This is a genomic window from Pseudomonas sp. UMAB-40, assembly GCF_900095275.1.
Classification (GTDB): domain Bacteria; phylum Pseudomonadota; class Gammaproteobacteria; order Pseudomonadales; family Pseudomonadaceae; genus Aquipseudomonas; species Aquipseudomonas mandelii_B.
On sequence record NZ_LT607555.1, the window covers coordinates 157,254 to 169,310 of the forward strand.

At 60.7% G+C, this 12,057-nt stretch carries 10 protein-coding genes; all 10 read left to right on the forward strand.

Features of this window, described 5'->3' with window-relative positions; genetic code table 11:
* A partial coding sequence (locus K0F88_RS32290; RefSeq protein ID WP_257605210.1) for a GNVR domain-containing protein occupies positions 1-1,399 on the forward strand: 1,399 nt, incomplete at its 5' end.
* 167 nt (positions 1,400-1,566) lie between these two features.
* Positions 1,567-2,958, forward strand: coding sequence for an undecaprenyl-phosphate glucose phosphotransferase (locus K0F88_RS08985; protein WP_257605211.1), 1,392 nt, complete (start codon positions 1,567-1,569; stop codon positions 2,956-2,958).
* Positions 2,959-3,005: 47 nt separating this feature from the next.
* Positions 3,006-4,346: a UDP-glucose/GDP-mannose dehydrogenase family protein gene (locus K0F88_RS08990; RefSeq protein WP_219094860.1), complete on the forward strand. Its 1,341-nt coding sequence runs from the start codon at positions 3,006-3,008 to the stop codon at positions 4,344-4,346.
* Between the two features lie 13 nt (positions 4,347-4,359).
* Complete coding sequence (locus K0F88_RS08995; protein ID WP_219094861.1) at positions 4,360-5,064, forward strand: WecB/TagA/CpsF family glycosyltransferase; 705 nt, start codon at positions 4,360-4,362, stop codon at positions 5,062-5,064.
* Positions 5,065-5,066: 2 nt separating this feature from the next.
* Entirely contained in the window at positions 5,067-6,143 is a 1,077-nt protein-coding gene (locus K0F88_RS09000; RefSeq protein ID WP_219094862.1) for a glycosyltransferase, read from the forward strand.
* A complete protein-coding gene (locus K0F88_RS09005) occupies positions 6,140-7,252 on the forward strand; it encodes a glycosyltransferase (RefSeq protein ID WP_219094863.1) in 1,113 nt (370 codons plus the stop codon). The genes K0F88_RS09000 and K0F88_RS09005 overlap by 4 nt, the downstream gene beginning before the upstream one ends.
* Complete coding sequence (locus K0F88_RS09010; RefSeq protein ID WP_219094864.1) at positions 7,249-8,562, forward strand: O-antigen ligase; 1,314 nt, start codon at positions 7,249-7,251, stop codon at positions 8,560-8,562. Before K0F88_RS09005 ends, K0F88_RS09010 begins: the two co-directional genes overlap by 4 nt.
* A 17-nt stretch (positions 8,563-8,579) precedes the next feature.
* Entirely contained in the window at positions 8,580-9,533 is a 954-nt protein-coding gene (locus K0F88_RS09015; RefSeq protein ID WP_219094865.1) for a glycosyltransferase family 2 protein, read from the forward strand.
* Between the two features lie 15 nt (positions 9,534-9,548).
* Positions 9,549-10,967: an oligosaccharide flippase family protein gene (locus K0F88_RS09020; protein WP_219094866.1), complete on the forward strand. Its 1,419-nt coding sequence runs from the start codon at positions 9,549-9,551 to the stop codon at positions 10,965-10,967.
* A gap of 29 nt (positions 10,968-10,996) precedes the next feature.
* Entirely contained in the window at positions 10,997-12,052 is a 1,056-nt protein-coding gene (gene galE / locus K0F88_RS09025; RefSeq protein WP_219094867.1) for a UDP-glucose 4-epimerase GalE, read from the forward strand.
* The last annotated feature ends 5 nt before the right edge of the window (positions 12,053-12,057 follow it).

A 12,057-nucleotide genomic window follows, 5' to 3' on the forward strand; every position in this document is an offset into this window, starting at 1 on the left:
CGACCTGAGCCGACTCTCCAGCGTGCCGGCAGTCTTGAGTAACCCGCTGGTCCAGCAATTCCAGGCGGACCGAGCCAAGGCGCAAGCCAAGGTCGATGAGCTGTCAGGACGCTATGGCCCGAAACACCCGAGCCTGATTTCCGCGCAATCGGAATTGCGCGCCGCCACCACCAGCCTGCAATTGCAGGTGCAGCAAGTGGTCGCCGGGATCGAACGGCAATACCAGCTGGCCTCAGCCAGTGAAGCTTCGTTGCGCCAATCCTTCAACAGCAACAAGGCGCAGATCCAGGACATCGCCCGCAAGGAATTCCAGTTGCGCGAGTTCCAGCGGGAAGTCGACAGCACCCGTGCACTGTATGAAACCTTCGTCACCCGCTTGAAGGAAACCGCGGCCACCGCCGACATGGACTCCACCAAAGTGCGCATCGTCGACCCGGCGATCGTGCCAGTGGAAGCGAGCAAGCCACGTAAAACATTGATTGTCGGGATCGTCGGGTTAGTGGCTGCAGTGATCGGCGTCGCGTTGGCGCTGCTCTTCGACAGCCTGAGTAACACCTTTAAAACCGACGAGACGATTGAGAGCACGCTTAACATTCCTCTGCTCAGCGTGGTGCCGCTGGTGATGAAGAAAAGTCGTCGGCAACTGGCGCGCTTGTTCGAAGACAACGACAACCCGCGCTTTTCCGAGACCATTCGCAATCTGCGCACCTGGCTGATGTTGCAAAGCAGTGAAATGCCGTCGCAAGTGGTACTCGTGACGTCGACCGTTGCCGGTGAGGGTAAAAGCACCATCGCCACCAACCTGGCCAGTTCCCTCACTTCGCTGGAGCGGGTGCTGCTGATCGATGCTGACATGCGCCAACCGACCCTTTCACAGAACTTCGACATTCCGCCTGACAGCCCGGGACTGGCCAATGTCATTGCGGGCACCGCCAGGCTTGAAGACTGCATCGTTTCGGTGGGCAATCTGGACATGCTGCCGGCTGGCATGGTCATGCCGCCTTCGCGGGATCTGTTCACCGCGCCGCGCCTGCCGTCCCCCGCCGAATCGCTTAACCCGTCACGCCAGCCTCCACCGCAGGATCTGCTCAGTTCGCCGCGCATGGCGCGCATGCTTGAGGCGCTGAAGTCGCGTTACCGCCACATCATTATCGACTCACCGCCAGCGGAAATGATCAGCGATGCACTGTTGCTGGCCAAGCATTCGGATGCGGTGATCTATGTGGTCAAGGCCGACAGCACGCCGATCAGTCAGGTGCAGAGAGGCATTGCCATGTTGCAGCAAAGCCATGTGCCGGTATTTGGCACCGTGCTCAACCAGGTAGACCTGCGCAAGGCGCGCAAGTACGGCTACCACCATTCCAAGACGTTTTATAACTACGACTTCGCCCCCCGCTGACACCACAAAATCTGCGGCGAGGCCGGACGGGGCAAGCCCCCTCACACACTCTTTCTGCCATCACCACACATTGCTTCACCTCTGCCGAGCTACGGAAAAGCCTGCGGGAGCCACGTCGTGCGCGCCCTTCAGCGCTGACGCATTAATTCTGCCTTGAGGTCAAGCCCATGACTCCTCTCTATACCGCTCACATGACACACCGCCGAGGCCTGACGTTCTGGGGGCAGTGGTTGTGTGCACTGACGCTGGCGACTTCGCTGCTGATGCTGCTCGTGTATTGGCGCGTTGGCAGCCTCACCAGCGAATACCGCATCCTGATCGTTCTGACGGTGCTCGGCTCGGTGCCGATCTACAGCGTGATGCAGGTTTACCACAAGCGTCACGGCCTGGTGGTCGGGCTCGGTCGGTTGCTGGCCGGCTGGCTGATCCTGCTGGCCGTGCTGGCGGCCATTGCCTTCATCACCCAGACCAGCGCGATTTACTCGCGCCAGGTCATCATGGTCTGGGCGGTGCTGGGCTTTGTCGCCCAGGCGGCGATGTTTCTGCCCCTGCATTACTTCGCACGACTGCACTCGCGAATGGTCTGCAACGAGCGTCGTGCGGTGATCATCGGCACCTGCCCGACCGCCCATGAACTGGCGAAAAAACTCTCCAGACCAAACCGTGCGCTGGTCATGGGTTTCATCGCCGCAGCCGACAACAGCGGCCCGGCCCCCAGCATCCTGCCGCTGCTCGGCCACGTCGATGCGATCCGCGAAATCATCACGCGCCTGGACGTGCGCCGCGTCTACATAGTCCTGCCGATGACGCATGCCGCCACCATCGAAGCGCTGTACATCGACCTGCTGGACATGAATGTCGACGTGGTGTGGATCCCGGATTTCGGCAGCATGGTATTGCTCAACCATTCGATCTCAGAAATCGAGCGGATGCCCGCCATCTACCTCAACGAAAGCCTGATCAGCTCCCATCCCGCCAGCCTGTTTTGCAAAGACCTGTTCGAACGCAGCCTGGCCGCCGTGGCCATTATTGTCCTCAGTCCGGTGCTCTTGATGGTGGCGATCGCCGTCAAGCTGACCTCCGCCGGTCCCGTGCTGTTCAAGCAAAATCGCCACGGCTGCAACGGCGAAGTGATCAAGGTCTGGAAATTTCGTTCGATGCGCCTCCACGACGATCGCGAAGTGCACCAGGCCACCCGTGATGATGACCGTGTCACACCGTTTGGCCGCTTTCTGCGCCGCAGTTCCATCGACGAACTCCCCCAATTGTTCAACGTGTTGTTCGGCCAGATGGCCCTGGTCGGCCCTCGTCCGCATGCCGTCACCCACAACCTTTACTACACCGGCAAAGTGCGCGCCTACATGGCCCGTCACCGCCTCAAACCGGGGATTACCGGGTTGGCCCAGATCACCGGGCATCGAGGCGAAACCGAAACGGTGGAAAAGATGCAGCTGCGGGTCGCCCAGGACCTCAACTACATCAACCAATGGTCGCTGTGGCTGGACATCAAGATCCTCATCAAGACCCCCTTCACGCTGTTCTCGAAAAACATCTACTGACCCCTGCCCCCTCGTTGATCACTGTCACGCCGACCTGAGGTTTGATCATGAATGTGAGCGTATTTGGTATTGGTTACGTGGGCCTCGTCCAAGGCGCCGTGCTGGCGGAAGTGGGCCATAACGTCCTCTGTGTGGATGTCGACGCCGATAAGGTCCAGGCGCTGAAGGACGGCACGCTGCCGCTCTACGAGCCGGGGCTGAAAAGCCTGGTCCACAGCAATTACCACAGTGGACGGCTGCGGTTCGGCACTGATCTCGCCAGCGCTGTCCACCACGGCGATGTGCTGTTGATTGCCGTGGGGACACCGCCGGACGAAGACGGCTCGGCAGACCTCAAACATGTATTGAGCGTTGCGCAAACCATCGCGCTGAACATGGACCGGCATCACATCATCGTCGATAAATCCACCGTCCCCGTCGGGACCGGTGACCGGGTGCGTGCGCACATCGAGCAGGTGCTGGCCGACACCGGTCGCTGCGACATGACCTTCGACGTGGTCTCCAACCCCGAATTTCTCAAGGAAGGCTGCGCGGTCGAGGACTGCATGCGCCCGGACCGGATCATCATCGGCACCGACAGCCAGCACGCCGAAGAGGTCATGCGGGAACTGTACGAACCGTTCAATCGCAACCGCGAAAAGATCATCGTCATGGACCTGCGCAGCGCCGAACTGACCAAGTACGCCGCCAACAGCATGTTGGCAACCAAGATCAGCTTCATGAACGAAATGGCCTGCCTCGCCGAAAAACTGGGTGCCGATATCGAGATGGTCAGACACGGCATCGGCTCTGATCCGCGCATCGGTTATCAATTCATCTATCCGGGTGTGGGCTACGGCGGGTCGTGCTTTCCCAAGGACGTGAAGGCGCTGATACAAGCCGCCGCCAGCGTCGACATCGACGCTCGGCTACTCAAGGCCGTCGAGTCGCGCAACCACGAACAGAAGGCCAGCCTGTACACGAAGATTTTCAATCACTTCGACGGTGCCCTTCGCGGCAAGACCTTTGCCCTGTGGGGGCTGAGCTTCAAACCCAACACCGACGACATGCGCGAAGCCCCCAGCCGGGTACTGATGGAAGCCTTGTGGCACGCCGGCGCCAGCGTCCAGGCGTTCGACCCCAAAGCCATGGAGGAAGCCCAGCGCATTTACGGTTCGCGCGACGACCTGACCCTGGCCGGCACCAAGGAGGCCGCCCTGAAAAATGCCGACGCCTTGATCATCGTCACCGAGTGGCAATCGTTTCGAGCGCCGGACTTCGACTTGCTCGGCCGGCAGCTCAAGCAACCGCTGATTTTTGACGGGCGCAACTTGTTCGATCCGCAGCGGTTGAGCAAACGCGGTTTTACCTACGTCTCCGTGGGCCGGCAAACCCGCTCAGTCATCTGAAAGGAGCGGCGCCATGATCAGGCTGGAATTAGTCGGGCAATACTCAACGAAGTTACTGGAGGCCAACCAGGCCTATTCCTTCATCAACTTCGCGTCCATCGGCCGCGTTTTCGAGCAGCCCCCGAACACCGTCGTCTATTTTTGCGACGGCATGCTGATGTCGACCTTCATGTCGCGTGTGACCGGCAGGAGGATTGGACGGGTCAGCTTTGACTTCACGTCCATCGCCGACCTTGTACTGCGCAGCGCCGAGCAACAGGGCAAGCGCGTGTACTTCGTCGGGGCCCGGCAAGTGGAGCTGGAACTGTTCGTCAGCAAGATCAAGGTCCTTTACCCGCGGCTGACCCTCGCCGGTTACCACAACGGTTACTTCAATGCGTCCCAGGCCGAGGGCATTCGGGCCGACATCTGCCGCAGCGAAGCGGACATCCTGATCGTGGGTCTGGGTGCCGGACTGCAAGAGCAGTTCGAGCAGGACGCGTTGCGTGCGGGGTTTCGCGGTGTCGCCTTCACCTGTGGCGGGTTCATTCGCCAGGAAGCCCTGGCCACGCGCGCCTATTACCCGGCGCTGATCAATCGCCTGCACCTGCGCGCGTTTTATCGCATGTATCGCGAGCCCCATACGATCAAACGCTACCTCATCGACTACCCAAACAATTTTGTGCACCTGTTGGCGCTCATCGCGTCACGCAAAGTCGCCATCAGCGTGGAGGAATGACCATGCACATCCTGTTTATTCTCAAGGACTTCAAGGTGGGCGGCGGTGTCGAGCGCGTCCAGCAACGGCTGTCCGCGCAGTTTCTCAAGGATGGCCAGCGCGTGAGTTTTTTCGTCATGAACGGAGACACGCCCGACACCGAGGGTGTGCAAACGCTCGGCAGCGGCAACGGCATCGCCGGCCTGCTCAGGTCCATTGTGCAGTTGCGCCGGCTCATTCGCCGTGAAGGCGTCACCCACGTGATTTCCGCCAAGGAGCAAGCCAACCTCTGCGCCTGGTTCGCCACCTTGGGCCGTCCTTGCAAAGTCATTTACAGCCGCCACGCGGCACTGGATTGCACTGAACAGAAAACCGGCCCTTCAAGCCTGCGCCTGCTCTATACGTTGTACCTCTGCGGTAACGGCAAGGTGGTCACGGTTTCCACCGCCTTGCGCCAGTCACTCGTCGACGTGATGCCCTGGGGTCGCCAACGGATCCGCTATTGCCCCAATGCCGTCGTCACCGAACAACTGCTTCAAGCCGCACAAGCGCCGCTGTCCGCCGATTTGCCCCGCGACTATTGGTTGAGCCTGGGCCGCCTGGTGGAACCTAAAGGGTTTCATCTGTTGCTGGATGCCTACGCCCTGGCGTTGCGCAGTGAAGCACTGCCGGATCTGGTGATCGTCGGTGACGGTCCGTTGCTCGACGCACTGACCACGCAGGCACACCGACTGGGCATCACGCACCGGGTGCATTTCACCGGGTTCCTGAGCAACCCCTATCCACTGCTGAGGCACGCACGGCTGTTCATTCTGAGCTCCGTTCAGGAAGGCATGCCGACCGTCCTGATCGAAGCGCTGGCGCTGGGCACGCCCGTGCTGGCATGCGACTGCGAGACCGGCCCCAGGGAGCTGCTGGACAACGGTCGACTGGGACAACTGGTCGCCGTCAACGACGTACCGGCGTTGGCGCGGGGAATGTTGCAAAGCCTGACTGCACAAAGCGGCGTTGCACCCAGCGCAAAAATGCTCAGTGACGCCATCCATCCGTACACCAGCCAGTACGCCGCGCAAGCGTACTACCAGGTATGGAACCAATGAAAAAGCTGCTGATTATCCTGCATGACCTCAGCGCAGGCGGGGCTGAAAAAATGATGGCGCGCCTCGCCGGTGCCCTGGTGGACGCTGGCAATGACGTGACCTTGCTGCTGCTCACCGGCGGCGGCCTGCATGCGGCGAACCTCGACCCGCGTGTCAAGAAAGTTGAATTGCAAAGCCAACGCACCGCGCGAGCGGTGCCGGCGCTCGCGCGATTTCTGCGCGCCAATCGCTTTGACGCGCAACTGGCGGCCCTCACGCACGTTAACGTGGTGGCGATCGCCGCGGCCGCGCTGTCCGGCACGCTGGCACGGCTGCACGTCAGCGAACGCAATGCGTTTTCCCATGACAAACACGTTAACCCCGACTTCATGGTGCGGGTCGCGTACCTGGTGGCGCCGCTGCTGTATCGGCTCATTCCCAACCCGGTGATCTGCGTCTCGCGCGGTGTCGCCCAGGACCTGATCGATACCACCCTTGCGCGCCGCCAGGACGTGACCATTGCCGACAACCCGGTGCTCGATAACGACTTCCGCGACAAGTCACCTGGGCCGCCAAGCCACCGCTGGCTGCTGGAAAAATCCGGCTCGGTGATTGTCGCCGTGGGCCGCCTGGTGCCGCAAAAAGGCTTCGACACCTTGATTACAGCGTTCGCCGCGTTGCCGGATCCCGACGCCCGCTTGATCATTTTTGGCGAAGGCCCGCTCAGGGCGCAGTTGCTGGACCAGGCCCGGACGCTGGGCGTGGCGGATCGCTTCGACCTGCCGGGTTACACCTGCGACCCTCTGGCAGAAGTGGCCGCGGCGGATTGCTTTGTGTTGTCGTCACGTTTCGAGGGCAGTCCCAACGCCCTGGTAGAGGCCTTGTCCACGGGTACACCGGTGGTGGCGACGCGCTGCCCCCATGGTCCTCAGGACATCCTCATCGGCGGCCTTGTCGCACCGCTCGTCCCCGTCGACGACCCGATCGCGCTGGCGCAGGCGGTTGCCCTGCAACTCTCCACACCGCGGGACCTGCAACGCCATTCCCGTCTGGATGCGGCCACCCGGTTCATGAATGCCAGCGCGGTGCAGACCTACCTCACCGCGTTGCTCGGGAGCCCATCATCATGAGCACACTGCAAATCAGGTATTCGACGTTGCGCGATGGCTTCACCTTGTTTGGCGTGCTGTTCTACATCCAGGTGATCACGTTTGTCCTCAGCCTGGGTGGCGCCTCCAGCTTCGGCGACATCGATAAAGACCTCGAAGGCAACGTCGCCAACCAGATCTGCGGCCTTGTCACACTGTTGGTGCCTTTGTTCTTCTTCATCCGCAACAAGGTGTTCCTCAGCAAAACCTTTTACCGCAGCAACTTCTTTCTGCTGGTGTTCATGCTCTGTGTCATCGCATCGATCGGCTGGTCCCAAGACCCGATGCTGAGCCTCAAGCGGTTTATCGCAATGCTTAGCGTGGTGTTTTTTGCCGGTTTCATTGCCTACAACTACCCCCTTGAAAAAATCACCTTCATGCTCGGCTGTGCCATCGGCGTGGCGGCGTTGATCGGCTTGATACTCGCCGTGGTCATGCCGGGCGTCGCGTTCTTGTCCGGTGGCATTCGCGACGGCGCATTCAAGGGGATTTTTGCCGAAAAGAACGCCGGCGCACGGCTCAACGCGATCGCCATCCTGCTGTTGCTGCCGATGATCCGCCAACGCAACCGCTGGGCGCTCTTCTGCTCGTTTTTTTCGCTGATCGCCATCCTGCTCGCCCAGTCGGCGACCGGCGTGGCATTGATTCTTTCCGGCACGTTGAGCTACGGGTATTTCCTCACCCTGATCCGCCTGCATATCAACCGCTCGCAGTGGCTGTTCTTCGGTTGCACGCTGGTGTTCCTGCTGGTTTGCCTGCTGCTGTACAACCACCTTGCGTGGCTGCTGGAGATCGCCGGTCGTGATCCGTCACTCACGGACCGCACGATGATTTGGGAGCTGCTCGCGCCCTTTGTCGACCAACAATGGCTCAAGGGGTACGGCTTCGGCGCCTTCTGGGCCAGTCCCGACGCCAATGCGTTCATCCTTCGCTGGGGCTACATCGGCAACGCCCACAGCGGCTACATGGAGACCCTCCTCAACGGCGGAGTCATCCAGTTGACTGCCCTGGCGTTGCTGCTGGGCGAAGCGCTGTTCAAACAGTACCGCGCCGTGACGGCGAACCAGGCGGCGCAGTTTCGCGCCAGCGCCCTGGTGATCATCGGCTTGTTCGTCGTCACCAATTATGTGGCTTACGTGATTCCCAACTACCGCTCCGCCGAGTTCCTGGTGTTCTGCACCCTGGCCCTGTCCTTTCGGCGTCACCACGCGACCTACCCCGAATTCTCACCGACACCCCTGCGCCAGCGTCCTTCTGGCGGGGGATTTCCGCGCGATTCAGCCCAGGCGTAATCAAAGGAGAAACACCCGTGCCAGACCAAACCACCCCTTTAGCGCATTCAGTGTGCGTCGTCATCCCGATGTACAACGGCGCCGGCAGCATCGAGCAAACGCTGACGTCCCTGGTCGAGCAAACCCGGCTGCCCGATCACGTGATCGTTGTCGACGATGGCTCCACCGATGACGGCCCCCAACGGGTCAAAGACTTCGTGGCGCCGTTTCGCCTGACACTGTTGCAGCAAGCCAACGAAGGCCAGGCCAGCGCCCGCAACCACGGATTGCGGCACTCGGAAGAGACGTTTGTGGCGATGCTCGATGCCGATGACCAATTTCGTCCACAAAAGCTGGAGCTGCAACTGGCCCTGTACGACGAACTCAGTCGTCAGGGACGGTCGGTGGGGCTGATCGACTGCTACACGCAGGTCAATTACAGCGACGGCCGGCGGCAACTGGACAACCGGCGCAAGAACGGCCGGCATTTCTACGATTTCATCCACGCCAACGTCGTCAATGGCGTCTCCACCGCGCTGGTCAAGCGCGACGTGATCATGCAACTCGGCGGCTTCGATGCCAGCCTGCGTTACTCCGAAGACCGATACATGTGGACCCGGATCGCCGAACACTGGGAGATCCACACGGTGCCGCAGGTGCTGCTGGAGCGCACGGTCAACGGCGGCAACATGACCGCGCAGCCGAAGAAGTATTACCCGAACAAGATCCGTTTCATCGAGGTGTATCTGGCCCGCTATGGCGCGCAGCTCAGCAAGCAGCAACGGATCGATTTCGTGCTGGGCAACCACACTGACTTTCTCAATGCCTTTTCCCGACGCGACGAGCACGCCGAGGTGCTCGACGTGTACCGGCGAATGCTTGAGTGCTCCTGGCAAGCACTGATCTTCGCCAACGGCAAACCGACCTTGCGCTACCTCTACGCCCGCGCCAGAACCTTGCGCAAGGCAACGGCGTCAACCACCGCTCATTGAACCGGTCCCACGCCCATGGCCAATCATCGCCTCATTACCTTAGGGTGGATCTTCACCGAGAAATTCGGCCTGATCTTCCTGTCCATGATTACGTTTGTCGTGTATGCCAGGCTGCTGTCGCCGGCGGAACTGGGTGTGGGCACGGTCATCATTGCCATCGTCGAGTTGATCGGCCTGGTGTACTCATCAGTTCTGGAAGACCCGCTGGTACGACTCGAACGCCTGGAGGACAAACACATCACCACGGCCTTCTGGGCGGCGGTGCTCGTCAGCCTGGGGTCCATCGTCGCCATCTCGGGCGCAGTGATGCTGTACACGCCCGACCCGGTGCTGCAATGGATGACGGCTGTGGCCTCGGTGAAAATCCTCTTCACCATGATGGCGCGCGTCTACGTGGCGCAGATGCGCCGCAACGGCAACTTCAAGATGCTGGCGTCACGCACGTTGATGGGCAAGGTGTTTGGCGGCGTTGCCGGCATTGCTGTCGCACTCTGGGGTCTGGGAGCATGGGCGGTGATTGCCCAGGCTGTGATCATGGAACTGGTGTCCATCATCGTGTTGATGCTCGGAGACCGGCGCCGCATTGCCTTCCATATCGATGGTCCGGTCTTGCGCGAACTGTTGAAATCCGGCGCACCGGTTGCCATCAACGCACTGAGCTCACAAACACTTCAGCGCGGGGTCAACGTGGTGCTCGGGATAACGGCCGGCGCCAACGCGGTCGGGATGTTCAACATGGCCATGCGCATCATCGAGCTGCCGCGCACTGCGATTTACAACGGCCTGCTGAGCTATGCGCTGCCGGCATTCGCCCGGCGCAGCGCAGAGCCGTTGCGACTCCTGGGGATCATTGGCGATTCAACCGCCGTGAGCGGATTTCTGTTGACGCCTCTGTTCATTGGGATCGCGCTCACGGCAAACGACCTCATCCCGTTGATATTCGGCGCCAAGTGGACCGACGCCATTCCCCTGCTGCAAGTGCTGGCCTGCACGGCGGCCATTGGCAACACCGCCATGTACGCCACGACTGCCCTGGTGGCGGTCAACCGCAGCCACCTCACGATCAAGGCTGAAGTGGCAACCACCGTTCTCGCGCTGGCGCTGGTCTACACCCTCGGCAACCTGTATGGCGGCATGGCTGCGGCCCTTGCTCTGCTGGCGCGAATGCTGATCATCACGCCGCTGCAAATCCGCGGGCTCATCGAGGCCATCGGTTACGGCTGGCAGCGGTTCTTCGACTCCAGTTACCGCAGCGTGATTGCCTCGGTCGTCATGGCCGCGACCGTCCTGTTTGTTTCACCGCAGCTGGGTTTGCACGGCTCTCTGCACCTGATCGGCAACATCGTGGTTGGCGCGCTGAGCTATGCCGTGGCGTATAGCGTCATGCACCCGCGCTGGCCGCAAGAATTCAAATCGGTGTTCACCGCTCGCTGAATTCAATACCTGAGACAGGAGACCTCACCATGCGCAAAACTACGTTGATTACTGGCGGGGCCGGTTACATCGGCTCCCATACCGCGTTGGCGCTCATCAACGCCGGGCACAATGTGCTGGTGCTCGACAACCTGTGTAACAGCTGTCGAGAGTGCATCGCGCGTCTTGAGTTGCTGACCCACACCCGGGTCGATTTCATCACTGGCGATATTCGCGACGAGATCCTGCTCGACGATATCTTCAGCCGCTACGACATTGATGCCGTGGTGCACTTTGCCAGCCTCAAATCCGTAGAAGAAAGCGTGCGCAAGCCACTGGACTACTACGCCAACAATGTCGCCGGCACGCTTAACCTGTGCCGGGCGATGGCGCGCAATAACGTGTTCCAGCTGGTGTTCAGCTCATCGGCCACGGTGTACGGCGAGCCCACACGCACGCCGATTGCCGAAGATTTCGGCACCGGCAAACCGGTCAATCCTTATGGACGCACCAAGCTCATGATCGAGGAGTTACTCACCGATCTGTGCCACTCCGATCCGCGCTGGAGCATCGGGTTATTGCGCTACTTCAATCCGATTGGCGCGCACGAAAGCGGGATGATCGGCGAAGACCCCAGAGGTCGACCCAACAATCTGTTGCCGTGCCTGACGCAGGTGGCGATCGGGCGGATGCCCGAACTCACGGTGTACGGGTGCGACTACCCGACCGTGGACGGGACGTGTGTGCGCGACTACATCCACGTGGTCGACCTTGCCATCGGGCACCTCAAGGCGCTTGAGGTGTTGCAGCATCACAGCGGCATCAACTTCTGGAACCTGGGCACTGGCATTGGCTACAGCGTGCTGCAGATCATCCAGAGTTTCGAGGACATCACCGGCATCACCATTCCCTACCGCTTCGCACCGCGACGCGAAGGTGACATCGCCAAATGCTGGGCCGACCCTGGCAAGGCCGGGCGGGAACTGGGCTGGACCGCGCAACGCGATCTTCAACAGATGATTGTCGATACCTGGCGGTGGCAGTCGTGTAATCCGCAGGGATATCAGTCTTCATTCGAAATGCCAGTGCTGAGTGCCGTGAAGTGATTCAG